The 26,474-nt window shown below is 46.5% G+C and carries 23 protein-coding genes; 16 read left to right on the forward strand and 7 right to left on the reverse strand.

Features of this window, described 5'->3' with window-relative positions; genetic code table 11:
• The first annotated feature begins 65 nt into the window (after nt 1–65).
• The 7 genes from MKY87_RS20970 (at nt 66) to MKY87_RS21000 (ending at nt 7,135) form a co-directional block, all read left to right on the forward strand.
• On the forward strand, nt 66–1,361 hold the full coding sequence (locus MKY87_RS20970; protein WP_340967505.1) for a phosphoribosyltransferase family protein: 1,296 nt from the start codon (nt 66–68) through the stop codon (nt 1,359–1,361).
• Complete coding sequence (locus MKY87_RS20975) at nt 1,358–2,509, forward strand: cysteine protease StiP family protein (protein WP_340966020.1); 1,152 nt, start codon at nt 1,358–1,360, stop codon at nt 2,507–2,509. Before MKY87_RS20970 ends, MKY87_RS20975 begins: the two co-directional genes overlap by 4 nt.
• The gene (locus tag MKY87_RS20980) at nt 2,509–3,357 is read left to right on the forward strand and encodes a hydrolase (RefSeq protein WP_340967507.1); all 849 of its coding nucleotides are present in this window, start codon (nt 2,509–2,511) and stop codon (nt 3,355–3,357) included. The genes MKY87_RS20975 and MKY87_RS20980 overlap by 1 nt, the downstream gene beginning before the upstream one ends.
• A complete protein-coding gene (locus tag MKY87_RS20985) occupies nt 3,358–4,407 on the forward strand; it encodes an ATP-grasp domain-containing protein (RefSeq protein ID WP_124117250.1) in 1,050 nt (349 codons plus the stop codon).
• 147 nt (nt 4,408–4,554) lie between these two features.
• Complete coding sequence (locus MKY87_RS20990) at nt 4,555–5,307, forward strand: hypothetical protein (RefSeq protein WP_338591402.1); 753 nt, start codon at nt 4,555–4,557, stop codon at nt 5,305–5,307.
• 11 nt (nt 5,308–5,318) lie between these two features.
• On the forward strand, nt 5,319–6,422 hold the full coding sequence (locus MKY87_RS20995) for a toxic anion resistance protein (RefSeq protein ID WP_036606281.1): 1,104 nt from the start codon (nt 5,319–5,321) through the stop codon (nt 6,420–6,422).
• Between the two features lie 146 nt (nt 6,423–6,568).
• Nucleotides 6,569–7,135 carry a hypothetical protein gene (locus MKY87_RS21000; protein WP_340966022.1) on the forward strand — a complete coding sequence of 189 codons (567 nt, stop codon included), beginning with the start codon at nt 6,569–6,571 and terminating at the stop codon, nt 7,133–7,135.
• A gap of 64 nt (nt 7,136–7,199) precedes the next feature.
• Here the strand turns inward: MKY87_RS21000 and MKY87_RS21005 are convergent, their stop codons facing one another.
• From MKY87_RS21005 to MKY87_RS21020, 4 genes are read right to left on the reverse strand one after another with little or no spacing between them, the layout of a single operon-like run.
• Complete coding sequence (locus tag MKY87_RS21005) at nt 7,200–7,862, reverse strand: DUF2642 domain-containing protein (RefSeq protein WP_338591410.1); 663 nt, start codon at nt 7,860–7,862, stop codon at nt 7,200–7,202.
• Nucleotides 7,863–7,875: 13 nt separating this feature from the next.
• A complete protein-coding gene (locus MKY87_RS21010) occupies nt 7,876–9,222 on the reverse strand; it encodes an arsenic transporter (protein WP_253505941.1) in 1,347 nt (448 codons plus the stop codon).
• Entirely contained in the window at nt 9,223–9,360 is a 138-nt protein-coding gene (locus MKY87_RS21015) for a hypothetical protein (RefSeq protein ID WP_161799422.1), read from the reverse strand.
• Nucleotides 9,361–9,412: 52 nt separating this feature from the next.
• Nucleotides 9,413–10,150 (reverse strand): hypothetical protein, encoded by a 738-nt coding sequence (locus MKY87_RS21020; RefSeq protein ID WP_091034368.1) that lies wholly within the window; start codon nt 10,148–10,150, stop codon nt 9,413–9,415.
• Between the two features lie 372 nt (nt 10,151–10,522).
• On the opposite strand from MKY87_RS21020, the gene MKY87_RS21025 reads away from it, so the two are divergent.
• The 4 genes from MKY87_RS21025 to MKY87_RS21040 all read left to right on the forward strand — a co-directional run bounded on the left by MKY87_RS21025 (nt 10,523) and on the right by MKY87_RS21040 (nt 16,035).
• Nucleotides 10,523–11,548, forward strand: coding sequence for a CotH kinase family protein (locus MKY87_RS21025; RefSeq protein WP_340966023.1), 1,026 nt, complete (start codon nt 10,523–10,525; stop codon nt 11,546–11,548).
• A gap of 245 nt (nt 11,549–11,793) precedes the next feature.
• Complete coding sequence (locus tag MKY87_RS21030) at nt 11,794–13,602, forward strand: ABC transporter ATP-binding protein (protein WP_340966025.1); 1,809 nt, start codon at nt 11,794–11,796, stop codon at nt 13,600–13,602.
• Complete coding sequence (locus MKY87_RS21035; RefSeq protein WP_340966027.1) at nt 13,583–15,421, forward strand: ABC transporter ATP-binding protein; 1,839 nt, start codon at nt 13,583–13,585, stop codon at nt 15,419–15,421. The genes MKY87_RS21030 and MKY87_RS21035 overlap by 20 nt, the downstream gene beginning before the upstream one ends.
• Before the next feature lie 278 nt (nt 15,422–15,699).
• Nucleotides 15,700–16,035, forward strand: coding sequence for a hypothetical protein (locus MKY87_RS21040; protein WP_340909889.1), 336 nt, complete (start codon nt 15,700–15,702; stop codon nt 16,033–16,035).
• A gap of 207 nt (nt 16,036–16,242) precedes the next feature.
• Here the strand turns inward: MKY87_RS21040 and MKY87_RS21045 are convergent, their stop codons facing one another.
• Entirely contained in the window at nt 16,243–17,847 is a 1,605-nt protein-coding gene (locus tag MKY87_RS21045) for a bifunctional metallophosphatase/5'-nucleotidase (RefSeq protein WP_340966028.1), read from the reverse strand.
• Nucleotides 17,848–18,105: 258 nt separating this feature from the next.
• Here MKY87_RS21045 and MKY87_RS21050 point away from each other — a divergent pair, with 258 nt between their 5' ends.
• From MKY87_RS21050 to MKY87_RS21070, 5 genes are all read left to right on the forward strand, one after another.
• Nucleotides 18,106–19,104, forward strand: a complete 999-nt coding sequence (locus tag MKY87_RS21050) for a phosphate/phosphite/phosphonate ABC transporter substrate-binding protein (RefSeq protein ID WP_445669427.1) — start codon at nt 18,106–18,108, stop codon at nt 19,102–19,104.
• A 177-nt stretch (nt 19,105–19,281) separates the two neighbouring features.
• Nucleotides 19,282–20,079, forward strand: a complete 798-nt coding sequence (gene phnC / locus MKY87_RS21055; protein ID WP_062837418.1) for a phosphonate ABC transporter ATP-binding protein — start codon at nt 19,282–19,284, stop codon at nt 20,077–20,079.
• On the forward strand, nt 20,076–20,927 hold the full coding sequence (gene phnE, locus MKY87_RS21060; protein WP_340909880.1) for a phosphonate ABC transporter, permease protein PhnE: 852 nt from the start codon (nt 20,076–20,078) through the stop codon (nt 20,925–20,927). The genes phnC and phnE (MKY87_RS21060) overlap by 4 nt, the downstream gene beginning before the upstream one ends.
• Nucleotides 20,924–21,730, forward strand: coding sequence for a phosphonate ABC transporter, permease protein PhnE (gene phnE, locus MKY87_RS21065; protein WP_282319249.1), 807 nt, complete (start codon nt 20,924–20,926; stop codon nt 21,728–21,730). The genes phnE (MKY87_RS21060) and phnE (MKY87_RS21065) overlap by 4 nt, the downstream gene beginning before the upstream one ends.
• Nucleotides 21,731–22,046: 316 nt before the next feature.
• Entirely contained in the window at nt 22,047–22,307 is a 261-nt protein-coding gene (locus MKY87_RS21070) for a hypothetical protein (protein WP_340966030.1), read from the forward strand.
• Between the two features lie 535 nt (nt 22,308–22,842).
• On the opposite strand, the gene MKY87_RS21075 is transcribed toward MKY87_RS21070, so the two are convergent.
• Both MKY87_RS21075 and MKY87_RS21080 read right to left on the reverse strand, forming a co-directional pair.
• Entirely contained in the window at nt 22,843–25,629 is a 2,787-nt protein-coding gene (locus MKY87_RS21075; protein ID WP_445669461.1) for a DUF5689 domain-containing protein, read from the reverse strand.
• A 222-nt stretch (nt 25,630–25,851) separates the two neighbouring features.
• Nucleotides 25,852–26,328 carry an RNA polymerase sigma factor gene (locus tag MKY87_RS21080; protein WP_340966031.1) on the reverse strand — a complete coding sequence of 159 codons (477 nt, stop codon included), beginning with the start codon at nt 26,326–26,328 and terminating at the stop codon, nt 25,852–25,854.
• Nucleotides 26,329–26,474: the final 146 nt, after the last annotated feature.

The following is a 26,474-nucleotide window of genomic DNA, read 5'->3' on the forward strand; positions in this document are numbered from 1 at the left end:
AATTCAGTCTGAACGTTCAGGTCACACATAACCCGCTGCAACTTCCACTAGAATCTCTATTTTCCATGGCTGCACGAATTAATAAGAAACGTTCATTTCTGTTTGTAAGCAGACTGCTGGGCAAGCACATACCGGTTAACCCGTATACCTCGCTTCTGAGTGGCGCGGCATTGGCTGTTCTGTTATATGAGCACCTGACTGAGGAGACGGAAGAGATCAAAGATCAGATCACCGAGTGGAAACGGGAAATGGTCGAAGGTTTGATTGATCCCAAGCAAGCTCGGCAAGTGTACGGCATGTTGTTGCAAGAGAAATTGAGTTTGCCGGAAACGATTCGTTTTGTTGGTTTTGCGGAGACAGCAACAGCGCTGGGCCACAGCATGTACGAGATGTTTGCTGATCAAGCTTCCTATATTCACACCACTCGCGAATATGTTCCAGCGATGCATCCAGATATTCAATTTGAAGAAGAACATTCCCATGCGATGGCTCATCGTTGTTACGCGTTGGATCATGAAGCCTTTGCAGGAGAGGGTCCGATTGTTCTGGTGGACGACGAGATTACGACGGGCAAAACGACGTTGAATATCATTCGGGATATTCAGGTTAGATACCCCCGGAAGCAGTATGTGATTGCTTCGCTGTTGGACTGGCGTACGGAAGCGGACGAGAATCGATTTGCCGAGTTGGAAGCTGAATTGGGAATTACCATTACACCGTTAAGCCTGTTGAAGGGCCGTATTGAAGTGGTGGGTACTCCACAGTTGGAAGCAACACAGCAAGATGAGCAGCTATCCTATCCTGCCGTGACGATTCAGACCTCTACCGTTGCAGATGCCTTCCATCAGCTGCACGCTACTTCCGAGGATGGTGAAGGTAAACGTAGCACAGCGAGCTACGTCCAGCATACGGGCAGGTTTGGTATACAATCTCGTCATAATGGCGTATTGCGTCAGGAGATTAGCCGGATTGCAGAACGACTTCAGTCGCAGCGTAAGGGAGAACGGACGTTGGTGATGGGAACAGGGGAGTTCATGTACATTCCAATGCGTATTGCTGCCGAGATGGGAGAAGGCGTGTTGTATCAATCGACTACCCGCAGTCCAATCCATACACATCCGGCTCCAGGATATGCTGTTCGTAGTGGTGCCGGATATGCCTCACCGGAAGACGCATCTGTTCGTAACTTTATCTATAACATCGCCCCGGGACAATATGATGAGATTTTTGTTCTGCTGGAGAGACAGATGTCCGAAGAACGAATGGAACCGATGGTGAAGGCACTGGAGCAGTTGGGATGCGGACACATTCATATTGTGTATTGCGGCTTGCCAGAGAAGACAGGGGACAACGAGCAATGAACTTAACTACACTGGAGCTAATCAGACAACGTGAGATTCCGTCTCCCGAGCCGATGGGCAGTTATGCTGCATCAGACGTTGTTTTCCTACTGAAGGATATCAGCCATGTGGATCTGGAAAAGGGAACGGGTGAACGGGAGCAAGCGATCCAATCCGGGGTTCATTATTCGGAGATGCTGCCCGTGGAATATCAGCCCACAAAAGAATACATCGAGCTGTTCCATCAGACGCTGGAACAATCCTCTGCAAGAATCGCTCGTCATACCGCCATTGTGGCTGAGAAGATTGTAGAGCGCAGGGGACTTAATCTGGTGCTGGTATCTCTGGCTCGAGCCGGAACGCCTATAGGCATCCTGATCAAGCGTTATATTGAATTGAAATACAAAGTGACGATTCCGCATTATAGCATTTCAATTATTCGTGGCAAGGGTATGGACGAGAACGCAATTTTATATATTTTACAGCAGCATGGGCTGGAAACAGCCATTCAGTTTGTAGACGGTTGGACAGGCAAAGGGGCTATTCGCAAAGTGCTGAAAGAGTCCTGTGACCAAATGGAACGGACTTATGGTGTAAGTCTTGATGATGATCTTGCTGTATTGGCCGATCCGGGTCAATGCTCAGGCACCTTTGGGACAAGGGAAGATTATCTTATTCCTAGTGCTTGTCTGAATTCCACGGTATCGGGACTGGTGAGCCGTACCGTACTACGCGATGATCTGATCGGGCCGGCAGATTTTCACGGAGCCAAATGGTATCGTGAATGGTCTTCTGCGGATGTGTCGACCCAATACGTGGATACTATTGCTCAGCATTTTCCGCAAATGATGGACCAAGTGGAGATTCGCTCGGACGACAATGCTACCGATACTTCGGAAATCACCTGGAAAGGCTGGCAGGATATCGAGGCCATCCAGCAATCTTTTGGCATTACGAACATTAATCTGATCAAACCTGGAATCGGAGAAACAACCCGGGTGTTACTGCGCCGTGTCCCTTGGAAGATTCTTGTGGACCGTCTGGATAATCCGGATTTGCAACATATTATGATGCTCGCCAGAGACAGAAATGTGCCGGTTGAGGTATATCCCGGACTAACCTATTCCTGTTGCGGCATTATTCAATTCCTGGGAGGTGGAGGAGAATGATGATCTACGCAAGTGATCTGGACCAGACGCTGGTGTACTCCCGTCGTGCGCTCCGTATTCCCGAAGATACACCGGGACTTGTTCCCGCAGAGTGGATTAACGGCAAGTTGTCCGCTTTTATGTCAGCATATGCACTGGAGCGGTTGCAGTCTTTGCCACAAGACATTGTATTTATGCCTGTGACGACACGTACCGTGGAGCAGTACCGGCGCATTCATATTTTTCAGACCGAATGTATTCCGAAATATGCGGTGACGAGTAATGGTGGCAACATCATTGTTGACGGTCAGGTAGACGATGAATGGAACCTGCATATTCGTTCTTTGCTTCGTCAGCAGGCAGCTACTCCTGAAGAGATCCTGGATTTGTTTGACGATGTACTGAGCCCGGAATGGGTGATTAATCAGCGATTGTGTGATGAGCTGTTCTTTGCATTGCTGATCGAACGTGACAAGCTTCCTATGGAGCGCATTGCGGACAAGATTCGGGTGTTAGAGACGCTTGGATGGGAGAGTTCGATTCAGGGTCGGAAGCTCTATCTGGTGCCTTCGGCCGTGAACAAACGAGCTGCAGTGGAGCACATTAGGCAACGCATTGGCGATGTGCCTGTAATTGCTTCGGGCGATTCCTTGCTGGATCGCTGTTTGCTGGACTTTGCGCAGCATGCCATTGCTCCATCTCACGGAGAGCTGCATGTGGAGAGACAGCGTGCACCTGAGCTGGTGCCGTATCAATTTACGAATCAATTCGGTGCTTTTGCAGCAGATGAGATTCTCGATTACGTCCACCGTATTCATAACGATCAACAGACCCAGATAGACCATGCCGAGATAAGGGAGACCGTATAAATGAAAAAAATGAAGATTTACTTCAACCGTTGGTTCTCTGTAACGTATCATTATATGAATGCAATTCGGGACAATGAGGACGGCATGGAATTTGAGATCTACGGTACTCATCCTGATCCGGGACACATGGCATTACAGGGCTGTGATGTTGCAGAAGTTGAACCGCGTGTAACGGGCCGGGAATATGTTGATTTTTGCCTCGACTTTTGCCGTCGTCATCAGATTGATGTGTTTATTCCACGCTGGAACATGCTGGACATCAGCAGACATATCTCCCTGTTCGAAGAGATCGGTACACGGGTTATCGTATGCTCGGACACGGAATTGTTGGAACAATTGATGGAGAAAGACCGCTTCTATGAATCGGTGCGTGAGAAGGGCATTATGGAGATTCCGGATTATTTCACGGTCAGTAATGCTGCACAATTCCAGCAAGCCTATGAGGCGCTGCGTGCACGTGGACATGATGTATGCTTCAAACCATGTAATGGTGAGGGCGGCATGGGATTCCGGGTGATCAACAATGAGCGTGATCCTTTGCAGGAGTTGTTCGGATATGCGCTTAACTCCATTTCGTATGAAGATGCCCTGCGCGCTTTCTCTTCTGCTCCGTCCTTTCCCAACGTCATGGTGATGGAGGTACTGGAAGGATATGAATACAGCATTGATTGTCTTTCGGACCGCAATGGGAAACTATTAACGGCTATTCCGCGTAGAAAAGAAAGAGGACGTTTGCGTTTGCTTGAAGAAAACGAGGAATTGCTGGCGATTGCCCGCAATGTGGCAGAGGTATATCGGATTCCTTATAATTTTAATATACAGATGAAATATCGCAAGGATACACCGAAGCTGCTGGAGATCAATCCGCGTATGTCGGGTGGGTTGCACATGTCCTGTCTGTCGGGCGTGAACTTCCCGTATCTGGCGGTCAAGTCTGCACTTGGCCATGATATTGGACCACTTCATCCGAAGTTTGGCATACTGGGAAGTCATATCGAACAGCCATTTATAATCGACGTTCAGAAGGTAAGCGGAGTACACCACGTCTAGCTGAGAATTTTCCTCAACATTGACACCTTCTGGATGGTTTTTTTACAATACGGATGAGAGGTTATTCAAAAAGTCCATCTTCTCGGTACTGAAAATCAGACTTTTTGAATATGCACTTTATGTGTTGTTAAGGCAGGAGGACAAGTAATGTTACGGAAAACGAAGATAGGTATAGGCGCATTGGTCGGTTATGGTCTCGCGGCAATCTCGAGTCCCTTTCTACCGGATGTCATCACGTGGGCAATTCCCGCACTGGCAACTGTGGTCGGGGGATTGATTCCTTCACGTTCCACGCCACGTACACAGGTCCAGGGTTCGTCATCAGCCCCTGTACCCATTACAGATATCGGAAATGAACCATCCCGCTTGAATGGTGGACAAGCACCGAGCACAGTGCCAACAGGGGCACGAGAAGCTTCTCTGGCAGAGCCCCAACCGAGCTCCACTCCCGCACAGCATGCGGGCACAGAACAAGCGAAGTCTTCCCGGACCGAACCAGATCCTGTATTTGATCCGGTGATTGAATACCTGGAAGTTCTGGAGGATATGATCATCTCTGAAGGTCAGAAGAACGAGCTGGATAATGAGATCGTGGAGAAATCATTGGCGTTGTTTGCCCGTCTTCAGCGTGTGATTCCTTCCCTTCAGGAGTTAAACAACGGGGATATTAACCATACGGTGCGCAGACTGATTTTGAAAGACCTGAACGGTTTTATTAATCCATTTCTGCGTTTAAGTGGAGAAGCGAAACGCAATAATCGGCGTATGCTGCTGAATGGTCTTCGAGACGTAGATTCCAAAATATCGGATATTGTATCAACGATTGAACATAAAGACTTAATGGAGCTTCAGAACAAAGCGGAACTAATACATCAACGGTATAACAGCTCTGAATTATAGGAGGGATTGGCATGGCAACGGAATGGGCTCAGTTGAAGCAGGAAGATGAGCAACGGATTAACCAGGAAGCAACGCAGCTTATTCAGAAAGTGTCCCAAAGTGATCCGGCTCACCTGGATACCTTAATGGATGATATCGGCAAGTTGGGCGTGAAAACACAAGAGAGAGCAGGACAGACCCTCAAGCTGCTTGATCGTCCAGTCAATGAACTGATGTCCGGGAATCGGGCAGAGGTATCCAACATGATCCTGAAGCTCCGTGATGAATGTGAGAGTTTGCAGCAGAGTAAAAATGTGAGTTTTGTCGGGAAGTTGTTACGTAAAAGCCCGCTGAAAAACTACGTATACCGTTATCAATCCGTTCGCACGAACATTGATGCCATCATTAACGGGTTGCGGGACGGCAAGGACAACCTGGAAGAAAGCATCGTGAACATGCGTCAGTTGAAACGTTCTTCGATTCAGGAGATATACAATCTGCAGACCAAAATCTCCTTTGGTAATCAATTGAAAGCATTGTTCGAAACAGAGATTGCCAAGCCTGAGAACGAGAATCGCAAAGCACATCTGGAGCGTGGATTGCGCAAAGTGGTAACACGTACCCAATCCATGACAGAGATGATTATGCTGTACAATCAGGCAATCGCAGCTACTGACATCATTAATGATAACAATGACAAGCTGATTGATTCCGTTAATAATGCCATTGATAAAACAGCAAATCTGATCACCGTTTCGGCCATGATTGCGATGGCTCTTAATGATCAGGAGAAGGTCATTTCCGCTGTGGAAGCTACGAATAAGACGATTGAAGATCAATTCAAGGAGAACGCCAGATTGTTGAAGACAACAACAGAGAAAACGAATGAACTGTTGTCCAAACCGGCTATGTCCCTTGAAGCGGTCAATCAAGCGATGGGTGATCTAATGTCTGCGCTGGATCTGTCTGAGCAGTCCAATCGCCGGATCATCGAGAGCTGTAACGACTATACCAACAAGATGACAACACTTAACGCCAAAATGAGCGATCGATTGGGTCTGGAAGGGCCGAAGGCTGCTGCTATTCCGGAGAAAAACAAACCGGATTCCAGTGCATTAGGATCTTTCCTGGATTAGTTAATAGAGTAGGGACTCGCTGCATATGGCATGGACATCACTACATGGTTTTATTTTCTACGAGGGACGCTGAGTGCGTCTCTTTGTTTCATTTATTTGATAGAATAAAGCTAAAATCTGGGGTTGTGCGAAGGAGCTTGCTGAACATGCTGGACTTTTCATTTGAGATTATTGATGAGACCAAGATTAATATTCAATACAAATATGGCAGTGAGTTCTTTAACTTTAACCTGTATTATGCGAACGGGAATTGGACACTACATCCTTTTGACGGCATACTGATCCAAAATCGTGAAATGTGCAGTCTGATTGTATCGGAGCTGCTCCGTAACAAAGATTTTCATGTCATGTTGGCCAAAGAGAAAATTATCCTATCCCAGCTGCGTACGAGTGTTAATCTCCAATCCGACGAGCCGGATGAATGGGTTGCAGATCGAAGAAACGCAGATTATTCCAGTCCTGATGATGAGTTGATGGATTACATAGGGAACCACAGTTTCGAAGACATATTACAGCTTGAGCAAGAACAGATTGAGGCCAGAGTGCAGTTCTTCCAACAGATTATTCAGAGAATGTTTATGGAGGGACTTGGACCTGAGGATGCTGATTTTATCAAAGTTCAGGCCGTGATTCGGATATATAAGGAGACGTACGATCGCCTGGGCGAGTTGAATGATGACTACCGGGGTGACCGTGGAGGCAGAAGATGGTAGGAAGTAAACTTGAAAAAAAGGTTCATCAGCCATAGGCAGATGAACCTTTGTGTTCTTCTGATACTCAAGGGAGATGAATGGTTTGGATATGATCGGTATGCATAATTAAAGAAGTCCCATCCGCTTCTACCAACGCAAGCAAGTGGCTGTCTGCATTTTTCAATAACCCTGCTCGGTAAGGCTTGCAACCGAGGTTGAGTACAACAAGTTCACCTATCATTTTATGAAGTTGCTGATCGAGTGTACGGGAGAGTGACATGGACGAAGGTTGCATAGGGAAATGTTGCTTACTAAGGGAGTAGGGTGTGCTGTTAGTAGGGGAAGGAATAATATACTTCAGATGATTAATGGAAACATAGATAGAATGATATAACGGAGAGTAGAACATGAAGTAGTCATTCATAATATTTGTAATATAACCATGCAATGTTTTCCCTCCGATGGAGATTTCACTGAAACGTCCACGGGCGTTCATCAGCATTTTGCGGTAAGAGATGTTGGTGTGATCCATCTCGGGGTCAGGTGTTGGCACAATCATACTTGAATCATCTGCTGTGCCGACATGCATGGATTGAACATGATGAAGTGGAATATAGACAAATCGCTGGTTTCCGTAGACTACAATCAGATCCTGGCCTACATCAATGATCTCACCCTGGATCGGTAGTTTACAGCCAGATAGCTCCAATTCGACGGATTTACCCAGCCAATGCGTAAGAAGTTCCACAGTATTCCTCCTCTCAATAGAGAATAGATGTCCAAATATATAGTGAAATTAGGCTAACAATTAGACTGATTGGTATCACAATAAAGGTAACTTTCATATACTGTTTCCAGGAGATTCGAATATGATGGGTCTTTAATATATACATCCAAATTAACGTTGCCAAGGTGCCAATAGGCGTCAGCAAGGCTCCGATATCACTTCCCAGAATGTTCGCAAGATATGCAAGATGCAGTTGAGATTCACTTAGTGGAAGATCTGTAACAGCAAAGGTCCCAATCATGACGGAGGGCAAATTATTGAATAGATTGGAAAGCAGAGTGAGCATTAACCCCGACACAGCAATGATGCTGGCATTTCCTCCTTCTATTATAGGTTTCATCCACTGAATGATCCAAGCGGTCATGCCTGCGCGGTGAAGACTATCCACAATAACATAAATGCTGAAGGCAAAGAGTAGAATGTGCCAAGGCGTTTGTGTTATCACATCTTTGAGTCCAGTCCGGGTGCGATACCAACGCACAGCGAGCATGAGAATAACACCAGTGATTGCAACTACCTCCATGCGTATACCGACTTGCTCAGCTAGAAAATATCCTGCACGGATAAATACAACGATACCTATACAGACACGGAACAGCCACCAGTCTACTTTATTCTCGGATTCAGTTGTCTGCAGCGGATGATATCCTGAACCTGATGAAGACTGCAGGGATATAGGGAAATGATGAATAACTTTGGGAATACTTCTGCGAAAATAATAGAATAGCAGTACAGTCATCACCATGATCGCAAGCATGGATGGCACAAACATCATCTGAGTATAAGTATTCAGATTTAAGCCAACCATTTGCAGAGCAATCAGATTAGCCAGATTACTAAGTCCAATTGGCGCACTGGAAGCCGTAGCGATTAGAGCACCGGAGATCAGGTAGGGCAACTGTTGATGCATTTTCAGACGAAGTATAGAACAGATTCGAATAATAATCGGAGTTGTGATCAGAATACTGCCATCATTATTGAAGAAGATGGTCATGAGAAAACAAAGTAATAGAATTAGCCAGAACAATCGAAAGCCGGAACCTCTCGCTTTCTCAATCATATTCAAAGCGATCCAGCGAAAAAAACCGATGCTATCTAGAATAATCGACATGACTATGGTAGAGAGAATTGTTACGGCTGCACCAGATACGATCCCGAAGATTCCAACAATGTGAGCATAGCTGCTCACTCCAGTTAAAATAAGAAGAAGGGCGCCAAGCGAGGTGGGTATAGATTCATTCAATCCGCCAGGACGCCACATCAGGAAAATGACAGTGATGATAAAGACCCCGAAGGTTAACCACAACTGGTAGTCAGGCATTTACTGTGATTCACCTCCCAGGGGGAGAAGTCCTGACGAAGCCTGAAGCAGATGTTCATGGGATGGAGTGGGCCTTCCCGGTGCAACGATCCAGTAAAAAGGCACACCAATCAAGACTAATGCGACGAAGATCAACATGATAATTCCCCCCTTTAAGCTAGTAAATAACTTAGTTTTCAGTTTATTTCAGTTACTTCTTTTTACCGCCGGATTTGTTGCCACGGGACTGGTTGCCTTGATTGCCTCGCGACTTGTTACCACCAGATTTATTTCCTTGGGATTGGTTGCCTTGAACTCGTTGCCCCTGAGAACGATTGCCTTGGTTGTTCCGTGACTTGTTGCCGCCGGACTTATTACCCTGGGATTGGTTCCCTTGAGCTGCTTGGTTCCCTTGAGAACGGTTGCCACGCGACTGGTTGCCTTGAGCTGCCTGATTACCTTGGGCTGCTTGGTTCCCTTGACTTGTATTACTACTGTTATTGTTATTGTTGTTGTTGTTGTTGTTCCCACCACCACGTACGAGGGATACAGATTTCACATGTTGCATCGGAATACGAACAATCTCCTGATTTTTCAAAGCCATGATCAATTGGTTCTGGTTGGCATCGGCCAGGATGCCTTCGACTTTTTCAGGTCCTCCCCGGTTAATCTGAACACGGCGGAAGCGGAGTGCTTGCATTACGCCCAGAAACGTATTGGAAGGAATTGGGTTCCCCATGGCTGCATTTCGGTTACCACCGGAACGACCTGTATCTGTTATACTTTTTACATGTGATTCATTAACGTAGACAATCCCTTCTTTGCAATTCATTGCCATGTAGTCCCAGCGTACGTCGGTAAGTGTACCTTGTACTGAATCAGGTCCTCCCCGGTTAATCTTAATCTCTCTTCCCAACAAACCTCTCATTCCTTGACCATTCATAGACATTGTGTTTGACCCCTTCCATGATATAAGTTCAGATGGACAAAAATGGTGGATGTAATTATGATCCCTTCCATTCGTCATTCGTGTCTGTCTGTAGTTTAAGCATATGTGACATGCCTCTTGGAGGGACTAGCCAGTTAACTATATTTATATTATTTTGGCTATAATCTATTAGAATTTATGTATATTTATAGATTAATAACTCGGTTTTTCCGCATTATGACAAGTGAATTCGGATGTGATAAGTATCAGGAGTGTGCATTCGCCCGTACGACTTTCTGTGCATCTGCATAGGATGGTGTAAGAGCCTACGGGCGAATCTTACAGGTATTCGAAAGGCGGATGGAAATGGCTCTACCTGTCTACCATATCAGCTTGTCTCCAACCGAATATCAACAGTTAACGTCCAATATATGGTCAGAGACGTTTGTAAACAGCACGATGCAGATGGACGGCAAGCCGTTTCCGATCCGGCTTCGATACCGGGGAGGACATACACGCGGTTATCCCAAAAAATCATTTGAGATTCGTACAGCCAGCCGGACGTATCATTTTAATGCGGAGTATGATGATCCTTCGTTGCTGCGCAATGCACTTTCTTTTCGGTTTTTTGAGTCGATTCGTGTACCCGCACCGTCTACACAACACTGCGTACTCTATCTGAACGGGCAGCTTTTGGGTGTATACCTGCGGATTGAAGGGGTGAAATCCTTCTTTTTTCGCCAAAGGAAAATCCCTGTGCGCAGTATCTTCTATGCAGTGAATGATCATGCTGGTTTTACGATAAATTCGGATACCTCTTCAACAAGTACCGATCTATTATCTGGGTACAGCTTAATTCGGGGCAAAGATGTGGACCGCACAAGACTGCGTAATTTTATTCAGCAGTTGAACACAAAGTCCAAGCTGGAATTGTTTCGTTTTTTACAGTCGAGGGTGGATACGGACAATTATTTACGCTGGTTAAGCGGAGCTGTGCTCACAGGGAACTTCGATGGATTTCATCAGAATTACACATGGTATGAGAAAATCAAAAGTGGGAAATACGGTATCCTGCCTTGGGATTATGAGGGTACTTGGGGGAGGAACTGTTATGGAACACGAGTTGACCCCAATCTTGTTCGTATTCAGGGGTATAACAGACTTACCGGACGATTGCTGGCATTTCGCAGTTTCCGTCAACAATATAAGAAGCTGATGCGCCAGCATCTGATGAATGCTTTTACAGAGAAGCGAATTATGCCTCTAGTCCATCTATTGCACAATGAGATTCGTGAAGATGTCAAAAAAGATCCTTACATGAAATGGCCCATGGATGTATTTGCAGGTGAACCGGAAAGAATTCGCGAATATGTGGTGAAACGTCGGGAGTATCTAAGTGAAAAACTACGTCAGCTGTAAGCACTTAACTAGCGTGGGGAAGGGAGACCTTCCTTTTTTTACTGCCAAAATGATGAGAAGTTTATTGTATTGGGAAAAGTAGGGTAATAAGAATAGAAGCGGCATTGTAAAATACGCTATAATAACCATATGTGTACATAGAAATGATTACATATTGGACGCTGTGGAGAAAACAACATGTCTAATGGAGGCTCTGAGCTGGAACGTGTTATCGGTTTAGGGTGCTCCGAGCCGGAGGAATGCTTATGATCAAGCTGTTGTACTACTTGAAGAAGTACCGAGTTGCCGCGATTGCAGCCCTGGTCATGATGTTAATTGAGCTTGCGGTGGAGCTGGCTCAGCCTTATCTGATCTCCAAGATCATTGATAACGGCATTCAACAGGGAGACTTGTCTGTCGTCTGGTTATGGGGTGGCGTGCTGGTCGGCAGTGCTGTTGTGGCTTTTGCTGCCGGAATTGCGAGTTCGTTCTTTGCATCCCATGCGAGCTTGGGGTTCGGATACGATCTGCGGGAGAAGTTGTATGAGAAAGTGCAAACGTTCTCTTATGCTGTCTTTAACCGGTTCGCGACATCGTCCCTGATTACCCGATTAACGGGGGACGTGACCCAGGTTCAGGACACCGTCTTCATGAGTCTGCGATTCATGACACGTGTGCCCCTGGTGGTGATTGGTAGCATGATTATGGCAGTGATCGTGAACCCGAGGTTGGGTCTGCTGTTGGTTGTCATGGTGCCTGTACTGCTCATTGTTGTAGTGTGGATGATCAAAAAGGCAGCGCTGCTGTTCCGCAATGTGCAGCGCAGACTGGATGCCGTCAATGGAGTCATCCAGGAGAATCTGACAGGCATTCGGCTGATCCGTGTCTTCGTACGGATGGGCCATGAGATTGAACGCTTTGCCGGATTCAGCGGCAAGCTGATGAAAGGCACAATCTCCGCGCTACGCCTGACGGAGACTACGATGCCGTTCATGCTGCTGATGATGAACGTTTGTATCATCGCCGTGTTATGGTTTGGACGAGTCGACATTGCCTCCGGTAATGCAACCGTGGGTGAAGTGGTCGCCGTCATTAACTACCTGCTTCGCACAATTGGTGCCATGTCTGCGTTGTCATGGATTCTGGTGACGTTCTCAAGAGCAAGCGCTTCGGCGCAACGACTGAATGAAGTGTTTAATACGGAGGATACATCGGAGACTGAACAGAATAATGCAGTATCAGCGTCTATACCATCTGCTGGATCTGTGAAATCTTCACATTTTCCGCAATCTGTATACCCGGCGAAGAAACAGCGCGCTGTGCAGGGAGCGGTTGAATTCCGCAGTGTAGGTTTCAGTTATCCGAATAGTGAAATTACAGTACTGGATAACATCACATTCACGGCAAAAGCGGGGGAGCGTATTGCCATTATGGGAGCAACAGGCTCAGGCAAATCTTCGCTCGTACAGCTTATTCCGCGGTTATACACAGAGGATCAAGGAAAGGTACGGATTGATGGTGCTGATGCATCAGAGCTGGATCTGTCCATGCTGCGTGGTGCGATTGGTTATGTGCCTCAGGAGGTTGTCCTGTTTACCGGTTCCATACGGGAGAATATTGCCTGGGGTCAGGAAGATGCTACCTTGGAGGAGATCGTGGAAGCCGCAAAGCGCGCGCAGATCCATGAAACGATTGAGAATTTACCAAACGGTTATGATACATTGCTGGGTCAACGGGGAGTTAATCTCTCCGGTGGACAGAAGCAGCGACTTTCCATTGCACGAGCACTGGTACGTAGACCAAGAATTTTGATTCTGGACGATAGCACGAGCGCATTGGATGTGGCCACAGAAGGCAGACTGCTGGATGCACTCGAAGAATTGTCGTGTACCACGTTTATTATTACGCAGAAGATTAGTTCGACCACTTCGGCGGACCTGATTCTGCTGCTTGATGATGGACAACTCATTGGACAGGGAAAACATGAAGATTTGATGGAATCGTCAGAGCTGTATCGTCGAATTCATGAATCACAATACGGGGAGGGTGCACAGCATGTTCAAAGCATTCATTGAGCCTTTCCGTCAGCCGCCACCACCGATTGATTCGGAGACATTACGATCGGGCGGAGGTCGCAAACCCAAGGCACGGGCGAAGAACTGGTCCGGTACGCTAGGTCGTATCTGGACCTATCTGGCACGTCGCAAGGTTAAGCTGTCCATGGTACTGTTGATGGTGTTTGCCAGTTCCGCACTCGCTTTGCTTGGCCCCTACATGGTGGGGGTGGCCGTGGATGATTACATCGCGGGGGAAGCCGGCGCAAGCTGGACTCGGTTTCTGATTGGATTAACCGCAGTGTATGTCTTGTTCTCTCTTACATCCTGGTTACAAAATATATGGATGATCGAAATTGCACAGGAAACCGTGTTCCGTATGCGGTATGATTTGTTCTCCCATCTGCACAAGCTGCCGATTCCATTCTTCGGTAAACGCCAGCAGGGGGAGATTATGAGCCGGGTGACCAATGATATCGAGAATGTCAGCGGTACGTTGAACAGCTCGGCGATCCAGATTTTCTCAAGTGTATTAACGCTGCTTGGCACGTTTGGGGTTATGCTCTGGCTTAGTCCGCTACTGACCCTGCTTACCTTTATCGTTGTGCCTTTGATGGCGATCGGCATGCGTTGGATTACGCGCAGAACGGGACCGCTCTTCAAGGAGCGGCAGCGCAATCTCGGTGAACTTAACGGTTACATCGAAGAGACGTTATCCGGGCAGCGGATCATTAAGGCATTCTCGCAAGAGGAGCGGGTGATTCGCGGTTTTGAGGAACGGAATACCCGCATCCGGATTTCCGGTTTCTGGGCACAGACGATCTCCGGTTTTATCCCGAAACTGATGAATGGATTGAACAACCTGAGCTTTGCGATTGTTGCAGGCATCGGTGGTATACTGGCGATTCAGGGTTCCGTTACGGTTGGGGTAATTATTATCTTTGTGGAATATGCTCGTCAATTCACCCGTCCGCTGAATGATCTGGCGAACCAGTGGAATACGTTATTGTCCGCAATTGCAGGGGCTGAGCGCGTATTCGAGGTGCTGGACGAAGATGAGGAAGCGAAGGATGAAGGGGCAGCGGTATCTCTGGACAAGGTGGAGGGAGCCGTTCGTTTCGACAAAGTATCCTTTGGATACGATGAAGGACGTAATATTTTGCATGACATCAGCTTTGAAGCCAAACCGGGGGAGATGATTGCCCTTGTGGGTCCGACCGGAGCGGGGAAAACAACATTAATTCAGCTATTATCCCGTTTCTATGATCCGACAGGTGGCACATTAACGGTAGATGGTCGCGATATGACCACCATTCGACGTGAAAATCTGCGGTCACATATGGCATTTGTACTACAAGATTCATTTCTGTTTCAGGGCACGATTCGGGAAAATATTCGATTTGGCCGTCTCGATGCGACGGATGAAGAGGTGGAAGCAGCCTCCCGGCTGGCGAATGCCCATTCCTTCATTGTGCGAATGAAGGACGGGTACGACAAAATGCTCCAAGCCGACGGGAGCGGCATTAGTCAGGGGCAGAAGCAACTACTCGCCATTGCCCGGGCAATCTTGGCAGATCCATCGATACTCGTACTGGACGAAGCGACGAGCAGTATTGATACTGTTACGGAGATTAAAATCCAGGAAGGGTTGCAACGCCTGATGCAAGGTCGTACCAGCTTTGTTATTGCCCACAGGCTGAACACGATCCGTCAGGCCGACCGGATTCTGGTGCTGAAGGATGGGCATCTGTTGGAGCAAGGATCGCATGATGCGTTGCTGGAACAAGGCGGTTTCTACAGCGAGCTGTATTACAGTCAGCTGCGTAAAAAGGCGCAATAGTCATTTTGGATAATATGGGACATGTATTAGAAAAAAAACTTGTAGGTATGTAAAAAGAGCAGGGATGAGGGCACGATGCTCCTCACTTCTGCTCTTTTTGCATATTTTATTGAATAAACGTGGGAAATGGAACTGTGATTGTATGTTAAAATAAGGATATATTGGAATAGGTCCGTTTTTGGAAGGTTGCCAGCGGTTTTGAAGCATGAGAATGAATTTTTACACGTATGCCTGTAGTCAGTCATGTGATGCATTAAAAGAGAGGAGGGCAATGTGGAATGGAATTCAAATTTGGGAATGCTGCTCTTCTTTTTCCCCCTTTACACATTACGATTATCGCAATCATTATTATTTTCATTCTAGTAAGGTGGAGCAAGCAGTTAGAAACAAGACGTTTTACGGTTTTCTTTTACTTTTTGATTAGTACGTTCATTACGCCAATTTATTCTCAAAGTACAACAAATGGTGTCTTTGAGCTATGGATCCCCGCAGGGTTTATTGTGGTTTTCTTATATTTGATTCGCAGCGAAAGAAATCATCCATCTAAAATGAAAGCGAGTATCTTAGGATTTTCAATAGCGTTATATCAGTTAATCCTTCAATATATCGGATAACGGGACAGTACAGGATAGGATAATTCAACAAGAACAAGTAAGCAGCTGTTCAACCAACTGGTTGTTTTTTCTTTAAGCTAATGGTCAGTTCAGTTCCAATATGTATTAAAATTATGAGACTGAAATCAACTACATTACGTTTCTATACGAAGTTATAGGTAGAAAACAAAAGAGCAGATCCTGATCACAGGACCTGCTCTTTTTCATTTAACTTCCAATAACTTTCCAGTTATCCGCTTGCTCCACCGTTAACGGCTGATGTCTGCGGATGTAATCTTCCACCAGTGCGGCCATGTCCGTGGCACCCTCGTGCAGTACCTTTTTGCCCGGGTACATTGCATAATCCCCGCCGCCAGCAGCGCGGTAGCTGTTCATCACCACAGAGTACATGCCATTCATGTCCATTGGCTTGCCTTCACGTTCCAATTTCACAACTCGACTGCCCACAGGTTGGGAGATATCCAACTCGTATTCCATGCCAGCCCACATATCGTAATTATAATGTTGGGGTTTGGGCTCCATATAAGCCGGATTAACTGCCACCTCGCCAGAAGCATTCACTTCAAAGTAACGTGCCGTTTGTTCCAGTGCCTCCCGGATATCCTGACCACTCAACTCCAGTACCGTCAGTGTATTAGGATAGATAAAGTTGGATAACACGTCCCGAACGGTGATGTGACTCCCGAAACCGCGAGCTTCTTCACTCAGCATGGCGGTATTGGAGAGCTGCGCTCCAGTCGCTTCCATCTGCACTTGATGTACAAAAGCAATGAATGGATGTGCCTTGAGTCGCAGAGCCGTAGCGTTGGTGATGGATAAATCCCCAGTCACTTCGCCAATGGGTTGATCAAGCCATGCTTGAGCCTCAGTTTCCAGCTCTTCTGTCAGTTGCATGACGTTTGCATCTGGCTCAACTTCACTATGTTCTTCCAGAAGTAACAACCGAGCCTGCTTATCTGTAATCTGCCATTTCCCGTCCGATGATTGTTCCAACTGAACGGTTACATGCCCCGCACCATTCCCACTGAATCCCGGCTGAACGACGGTTACACCATGAATATTAGCGGTAAGCTGACGATGCTGATGTCCGGTAAGCAACACATCGATGCCTTCGATGTCCCGGCAGATGGCATAACCTTGATTTTCTCCAGTTAACCGTTCGGTGGGCTCGCCTGTCTCCAGATCACTCTCAAATCCGCCATGATAACTGACAACCATTACATCTGGTTGTTCATGCTGATGGATATAGCTAACCCATGTACGAATGGTCTCCAAGGCATCCAGGAACTGTAACCCCTCAATATTTTTCGGGTGCTCCCAGTTCGGTATGTAGTGCGTAGTTGCGCCCAACAGGGCTACTTTGATGCCTGAAGACAAGGTTTTGATTAGATACGGAGGGCCGTACGCAGGTACGTCCGTTTGCTCATCTTTTACAATATTGGCAGACAGCCAAGGGAAGTTGGAAGCTTCAACTGCTCCGCGCAACAGATTCTGACCATAGTTAAACTCGTGATTGCCCATCACCGCAGCATCATAACCGAGTTCATTCAATACTGTTATGAATGGATGCATTTCGTTTTTGGAAACCTGTGAAGCTGCATAAGAGGCCAAGGGTGATCCTTGCAGCAGATCCCCGTTATCCACCAGCATCAATTCAGGTGAACGTTCACGTTCCTTACGAATCAGGGAAGCCAGCAGGGCAAGCCCAGCCGGGCGGTAGGCATTGGTATTGTAATGAATGGGACGGATCGCACCGTGCAGATCACTGGTATACAGAATATCGAAGCTTGCCGTATGGTTTGTGGATGTCATTTTACAATCTCCTCTAATATATAAGTTCAGATATATGGAATTACCATAAAACGGAGAAGAATGAATAGCCTGAAGAACCGAAGTATACGCCGTTATCTCCGATGTTCTTCTTATATCTTCAACCATAATGAGCCTATTCTAACAGATACAAGTCGCGCTGACAGCCTGACAGGAAACTTTACAAAACTCCAAATTTCGTTTCACATCGCGCTAATATTTGGCAACTATAGTAGATAAGTACTGAAAAATAGAAACTCTTTGGAGGGTGTTCGTTTGAAGAAGTCTGCTTTATTTTTACCATTGTTGATTTTGGTTCTGTTTCTGAGTGCTTGTGGGTCTAGCAGTAGTACAACAGGTTCGGCTAACGGGGATAATACGAGTTCCAATGCATCCGGTACGTCTACGGCAGAGACAGAGAAAGCTGTCGAAGGTTATGTGCCAACTGAACTGACGGTTCAATTTGTTCCTTCCCAGAACGCAGATACGCTTGAAGCCAAAGCGAAACCGCTGGAGAAGTTGCTTGGTGACAAACTGGGCATTCCGGTAAAAGTCAGCGTATCCACCGACTACAACACAATTATTGAAGCAATGGCTTCCAACAAAGTAGACGTAGGTTTCTTGCCTCCGACAGCTTATGTACTGGCTAAAGAAAAAGGCGCTGCGCAGGTTATTTTGCAAGCACAACGTTTCGGTGTAAATGATGAGACAGGTGCTCCAACCGAAGAGTTGGCGGATTCCTATAAATCCATGTTCATTGTAAAAAAAGATTCTCCGATTCAATCCATCGAGGACCTTAAAGGTAAAAAAGTTGCTTACCAAAACGTAACGTCTTCCGCAGGTTATGTATGGCCAGCAGGTCTGTTGCTGGACAGAGGCATTGATCCATTAAAAGATGTAACACCTGTAACGTTGAAAGGTCATGACCAAGGTGTTATCGCTGTATTGAACGGTGACGTTGATGCAGCAGCTATTTTCCAAGATGCCCGCAACACGGTAGCTAAAGACTATCCGACTGTATTTGAAGATACACGTGTACTGGCGTTCACTGAGCCTATTCCTAACGATACCATTGCCGTTCGTACAGACATGAATGCAGATTGGACTGCGAAGATCAAACAAGCCTTCATCGATATCGGTAAAGATACTGAAGGTCACCAGATCATCAAAGAAATCTATACGCATGAAGGTTATGTAGAGTCCGATGATAGCAAGTTTGAGATCGTTCGCCAGTATGGTGAAAAAGTGAAAGGTGAATAATTCTGATCCAAAAGTAGTTCGGGATCTGTTCACTTTGTAGTCGCTTTCTTGGAGGGGAACAGCTTAATCGTAGCAATGGACAGGCCAGTTCAGCGTGATCTACGCTGCGCTGGCTTGTGCCATTATAGCAAGGACTCATGTATGGTTGATCATTATGAATGAAAGAAGGATATTGTCATGATTGAGCTTCATAACGTTACCAAAACTTACGCTAACGGCACCAAGGGCCTGGATAATATTAATCTGAAATTTGAGCAGGGTGAATTCATTGCTGTAGTGGGTCTGTCCGGTGCAGGTAAATCAACACTCTTACGCTCCATTAACCGACTGCACGACATTAGTGAGGGCGAGATTCTGATTAACGGAAGTTCCATCACGAAGGCACAAGGCAAACGGCTGCGCATGATCAGACGTGACATCGGCATGATCTTCCAGAGTTTCAATCTGGTGAAACGGTCCAGTGTACTACGTAATGTACTCGCTGGACGCGTTGGATACCATTCCACCATGCGTACCATTCTCGGACGTTTTCCAAAAGAGGATATTGAACTGGCATTCACTGCGCTGGATCGTGTGAATATCTCGGAGAAAGCTTATTCCCGTGCAGATCAGTTGTCTGGTGGACAACAACAGCGTGTGGCTATTGCCCGTGTACTGGCACAGGAAGCAAAAATCATTCTGGCCGACGAACCAGTTGCTTCACTTGACCCGCTTACAACAAAGCAGGTTATGGATGACCTGAAACGCATCAATCAGGACCTTGGGATTACGACCATCGTCAACCTTCACTTTATTGATCTGGCGAGAGAGTATGCGACCCGTATTGTCGGATTGAGAGCAGGTGAGGTCGTATTCGATGGTCCGGTGGAAGAGGCAACGGATGAGCGCTTTGCAGAAATATACGGCAGACCAATTCTGGCTGACGAATTGCTGGACAAGCAGGCTGTACATGAGCAGGGAGAAGTTGTGGTATGAAGGGGCAGTCCAACGTTCCACTTCAGAATTCAGGCGGAGTAGGGAAGGGACCTGGTTCCAGCGCGGCTCAAGTTGTAAATCGCCCAAAACCACCTGGGCGTACGAAACATCTGCTCACTTTAGTGATCATTCTGCTCCTTCTGTGGGCCAGTGCCAAACAGACGGATGCCAGTTTCACGGAGTTGTTTGAAGGTTTTCCCAACATGCTGGATCTGCTGAAGGAGATGTTCCCACCCCGGTGGAGTTACTTTGATAATATCGTGCAAGGCATGCTGGAAACGATCCGAATGGCCCTGATTGGGACAACCATTGGTGCGATTATTGCGATTCCGGTCTCGATTATCTGTGCCGGTAACCTGATGCCAAGTCGCTGGATCTACTATCCGGCGCGCTTTCTGCTGAACCTGATTCGGACCGTGCCGGATCTGTTGCTTGCTGCTTTGTTCGTTGCTGTGTTTGGTTTGGGGCCAATCCCCGGAATCTTGGCACTGGCTGTGTTCTCGATAGGTCTGATTGCGAAGTTGACCTATGAGACGCTGGAAACCATTGATCAGGGGCCGTTGGAAGCAATGACGGCTGTTGGTATGAACCGGATTCAGCTCATTGTATATGGCGTGGTGCCGCAACTGGCTGCCCAGTTCACATCCTATGTGCTGTATGCCTTCGAAATTAATATACGTGCTGCTGCCATTCTGGGACTGGTGGGAGCCGGAGGAATTGGACTTTACTATGAGGCTACACTTGGATTCCTGGAGTATGACAAGACCAGCGTAATCATTCTGTTTACCCTCGTCATTGTCCTGATCATTGATTATGTAAGTACTAAGTTGCGGGAGAAATTGCTATGATGAAAAATGAAACAAGCCGCATCCGGCCTAAACCACGGAAGAACCCGCTTCGCTGGGTCATTGTGTTACTGCTGATCCTTGTGTATGTCTGGGCTCTTGCCGGTGTACCATTTACTGGTTTCAAGGAAACAGCCGCTCAGATTATGAAGGCCATTGTAGCCGGGATTTTCTCACCGGATTGGAATTTTGTATATTTGCCTGAAGGAGAAGATTTGCTGCGAGGATTGTTGGATACGCTGGCAATCTCTGTGTTGGGTACCGTGATCTCAGCTGTGCTCTGTATCCCGTTTGCCTTCTGGTCTGCCCGTAACATGAGTGGGCATCGTTCCATCTCGGGTGCAGGCAAAATGGTACTCAGCTTTATCCGCACGTTCCCTGAGATTATCATGGCCTTGTTGTTCATTAAGGCAGTAGGTCCCGGATCGTTTGCAGGGGTACTCGCCCTTGGATTGCACTCCATCGGCATGTTAGGCAAATTATACGCGGATGAAGTTGAAAATATTGACTATGGCCCATCTGAGGCGCTGCTTGCCTCTGGAGCCAATCGCATGCAGCAGTTGTGGTTCGCGATCCTGCCGCAGGTTATGCCTGGATTCCTGAACTATACGTTATATCGGTTCGAGATTAATGTACGTTCCGCGACCATACTGGGTGTAATTGGGGCAGGGGGGATTGGTACACCGCTGATCTTTGCATTAAGTACCCGAAACTGGCCGCGAGTAGGTATTATCCTGCTGGGTATTATCGTAATGATCACGATTATTGACCTGATCTCGGGTTATATTCGTAAGAAGCTGGTGTAGTGTTAATGTGGAGTTACGAATATATTAGATGATAAATTAAGATTAGATGATAGCGTAAGAAGAGAGGGCTATTCGGTGCCAGAATATTGGCAGGGATAGTCTTTTTTCGTGTCTGCGAATAAACAACGGTGCGTTTTTGTTTCTCAGCTAACTTTTGAGGAATAAGAGGTTTCCAAGAATATGTTTAAAGATGATTGAATTATTTTCCAAATACATGTAAGATTAATAGGTTTCTATATAAAGGGAATTAAGGATATTAATCAATACTCCTCCTAGATACCAATAAAAGAAGTGAGTTTTTAAAGGAAGGTGACCTATGGAAATATTTTATTTTATATGGATTGGGTTTATGGTACTCCTGCTACTATACAGAATGATCTTTCAGAAGTTTAAAAAACATAACAAAGAAAATATTGGGCTCAGTGCAATCCTGATTATTTTCACGGGAAGCAGTTATACATTTACACAGATGAACTTGATTTTTGTCATTAGTGTCATCGCCATCGCCGCTTATTTTGCTGTATGGAACAGCATTCTATTTGTTAGAAATGGATATGAGCCGGAACGCTTGAAATGAACCAGGGTTCTGTATGGTCGTTAAGGTATTTAGAAAATGTAGCCTTGCTGGAGCTGGGCTAACGAACCAGAGAGACCCTATTTAGCCTCATAAGGCACCACTGGAATTCTAACGAATCGTAGTGACGCTATATGTTGCATTTTGTCCGATTTGATCCTTTGGTAACTGAAATGTTGTTCAATAGCGATGCTGAGGTTCGTTAGATTTTAAAATTCGTCCCAAATGGCTGAATAAGATCTGTCAGGTTCGTTAGCGCCTAGGGAGTGCAGCAATTTGGAAAGGCTGAAGCCGGAAAAATTATCATTAGCGCGACTAGTGCAAAAAGTGCAATAAATGCCACAAGTGCCACGAGTGTCTACTTTCTGGCCAAGGGTTCTACATGCACGATCATCAAAGAAAACGTGACCACTTTACTGTTTTACCGACATATGTCCTTCCATATAAAAAAACCGGAACCAGGTTGCCCTGTGAATCAGGCAATGTTGGTTTCGGTTTTTTAGTTGCTTGGTCAAACATTAGGCTTTTTTACTGGCACTTAACTAGCCAAAGGCAATGCTTTAGTAACTTGAACCGTAATTGTCTCGGTGCTTGTTACGCCTGCGGCGTTGATCAGCTCAGCACGGTACGTATACGTTCCGTTAGAGCGATTGGACAATTCAGTTGTAGCACTTTGAGAAGCTGGTGTAGCAGCTTTCAACGCTTGTGTATCAATCAGAACATCATTTTCATAGAGACGGTATTCAGTAGCGTTTGTACCCCACCAGAGGTTCATAGATACGTTGTAGTTGCCGTCACCATCCCAGTTGTTTTGGGACAAGTTGGCTTTCCCGGGAGCAGCATTAGTTACTTGTACCGTCAGCACGTCACTGCGTGTTGTGCCTTTGTCATTGGTCAGCTCAGCTACGTAGGTATACGTGCCGTTGGCTTTACCTGTAATTGCTGTTTTGGCAAATTGGGCGGACGGTGTAGTTGCAGTTAACTTCTGGGTATCCACAAGAACGCCGTTCTCATACAGTTTGTACTCAGAACCATTTTCGCCCCACCAGAGGTTCATGCTTACGTTGTACGAACCTTCGAACAGGCCAGTGGTATATCCATTATCAGAGGAAAGCACCGGTTTACCCGGTGCCCCTTCAGCTGGAGTGGAAGGTGTTTCGCCTCCACCTTGATTTTCCGCAGGTACAAAATCATTCAAGCTTCTAGGTTTCAATTGATATACATCTTTGAAAATAGCGGAAACGCCTGTGATATCGATTTTGTCACCAGCAACATAAGGGAAGGCAGTCTCCGTCACACCTGTACGGGTATCTACACGGATATGTGTGCTCGTGCCATCTGCTGCTACGGCGTCGAATTCAAATGATCCAACTGGTGTAGCACTGATGATATTCTCGATCGTTACATCTTTCAATTGAACCAGTTGACCCTGGTTCGCATCTGTAATTGCTGTAACTTCGATTGGCGCAGGTACGGAAGCCGTACCTGTTTTCTCAATCGCCACGATATCCGTAAGCTCGAACTCGCTGTTATAGATGGTTGTTGCTGCCGTTACTTTCACCTTGTCACCTGCATGGAAGCCGCTAGTATGCTGGAATACGTAAATTCCGGCAGTTTCATCTTGAAGATAGAAGGCTTGTCCACCAAATGCACCCGGTTCTGTCGTCACAACACCTTCGATAGTTACGGTCGTACCAACTGCTTTGGTGCGTGCTTCAGCAACGGTGATAGCCGCTGGAATCGGTCCTTCTTCTTCCGGAAGCTGTTCTGCTGGCACATTGCCAACAGTCACGGCATTGGTGATCAGGTTGCTGCCATTCAGACGCAGACGCAAGCTCGCAGCACCAGTTGTACCCGGTTTGATACGGACGTTCAGGTCTTTGATCCCGCGACCTTGGCTGTCCGAGGTTACACTGAATGTGGAGCTATACCCGTACGAAGTTGGCCAAGTACCACTTTCATTCTGGATCATGGCGACCTGTGTTCCGCCAGTCAGATAGATACCGGCACTATAACCGGATACGGTTGTGTTTGGAGCCATATTCTCCACAACTACACGAATCTGGAAGTCTTCTGCATTTGGAAGTGTATCCTGCTTCACGAAGCTGTAAGCAGCGTTTGCGCTGGATGCAGGTCCGCCATAAGAACCAGCCTTAAACGTGGAACGATCGTACCACTTGTATCCGGCAGCAGGTGCGGCCCAAGGTTCAGCCTGTGGTTCTGTGGAAGCAGCTGGCTCTTCAAATGGCAGCAGCGCTGTAGCTGTGTCCAGTTCAAGTCCGTTCACTTCAGTTAGGCTTGTGTAGTTCTCTTGTGTAGCGAGCCAGTTTACGGTGTTCACGAGCAACACGGCATCATCGGCTTCTTTAAAACCGTCATAAGTTGTTTTGCGTGTGCCTGTCTCTTCACGCAAATATTTTGGTGATGCATCTTCTACTGGAGAGGAGTCACCGATGAAGGCAGCTTTACCTGCGCCCAGCTTGGATACAGCCACGTAAGGACCTTCTTCAATCCCGCCACCGTTGTAGACACCTTGGTCTACCGCGTTATTCCATTTTGCGTTGGTTTTTGGCAGGTACACAATACCTTTTGCCTTTTCTGGATCGGTGATTGCAAGTGTTGAACCGGCGTGCATGGCTACAGCCGATACCCCTTCTGTGATGCCGAAGGCTTGATCTGCCGGTACAACGATATTGGCGTTGATATCGCCAAGTGCGTTATAGCGGAAACGTACGCCGAAGTTATCGGACAACCAGTCCGTGCTAGTTACATTTTGCATGGCATCCGAGTTACGCTCATCGGTGCTCATACCTTTGGCCGGATCTTCAAAAGCTCCCCGACGGTAACCGTTGATGACTTCAGAGCCATCCCAGCGGTTTTTGTTACGGTCGGCATTATAGTGATCTCCAACGAAGAAGATGCTGCCGCCCGTTTCAACATATTGTTTGAGTGCTGCTTGTTCGGATGTTTTGAAAGGAATTTGAGGCTCTGCAATAACGAATACGTTATACTCTTTCAGATCATCATAGGTAAATGGAGTTGTCTTGCGAAGTTCTTTGACATAATAACCATCATTCGCGAGTGCATTCCCGAAGTCGGAGAAACCTCCATCAATGACCCAGTCTGCAGCTCCAGCCGTTTGGCCGTGAGAGTTGTCGAACAATACTTTTTTACCTGCATTTTGATTCACAACCTTTGCCTGGATGAACGGTGCCGGGTCTGTCGGTCCTTCCGCATTAACCGATGCATCTCCGTTCCATAATCCGACCTGAAGCGGCAAAGCCATGGACAATGCCAAGAGTGATTTTAAAAATACTCCTCGCATACCTGTTAATTTACCCAACCAAATCCCTCCCAAATATTAGTTGATTCATGAGTTCGTCCATATTCTACCACATGAAAATCTCACATAGTCATAACAATTTGTAAAAATTAACTCGATATTTGTAAAATTGGGTCTTTTGACATATCCATAGGTAATTCGATCCTGTCTTTATTTATCCAATCTACCCTCGTATATTGATTTCGGCATAAAAAAAGCCATCTCCTATGAGATGACTTTGGCCCGAATTCGATTGACGGCATGGAAGACAGAGGATTTAATCATGCCTTCACTGCGATTCACCAGCTCTGCCGTTTCCTTAATGGAGTATCCATGGATGAGGCGAAGTTCTAATATTTTACGATGTTCGGTGTTGTTAATATGGGAGACAAGATCATGAACACCTTCGCTAATTTCAAGGTGGGATGTATCGACGTGATGGGTAGGTACCTCCAGACGACTGTCTCGTCTGAGTGTACGGGTCCGCCTGCGGAAGCTGTCCATCGCCAGGTTACGGGCAATGCGTTTGAGATAATAGAGAAGCCGATCTTCAGGGATATCCCCGGTAACGTTCATCAGTCGAATGAAACAATCCTGTGCCAGATCTTCTGCGTCTTGCGGTTGTTTGACGATATGGGATAGATACCTTGTGATTTCTGATTTATAGTTGACATAAGCATCATTAATTTGTGTGTTGTTCATATGATGTGAATCCCCCTTGGATACAGATCAGGCTTGGGTCCGGTCTGGTATGAGTCTCTTATGATCCAAGTATATCGGGAGTTTGTTTCCAAAAGGTTCAGAGTTGTATCGGAGTTGTAACATTTCGTGCTTCCCTCTATTCAAGT

The sequence above is a fragment of the Paenibacillus sp. FSL R7-0198 genome (assembly GCF_038000415.1).
GTDB lineage: Bacteria > Bacillota > Bacilli > Paenibacillales > Paenibacillaceae > Paenibacillus.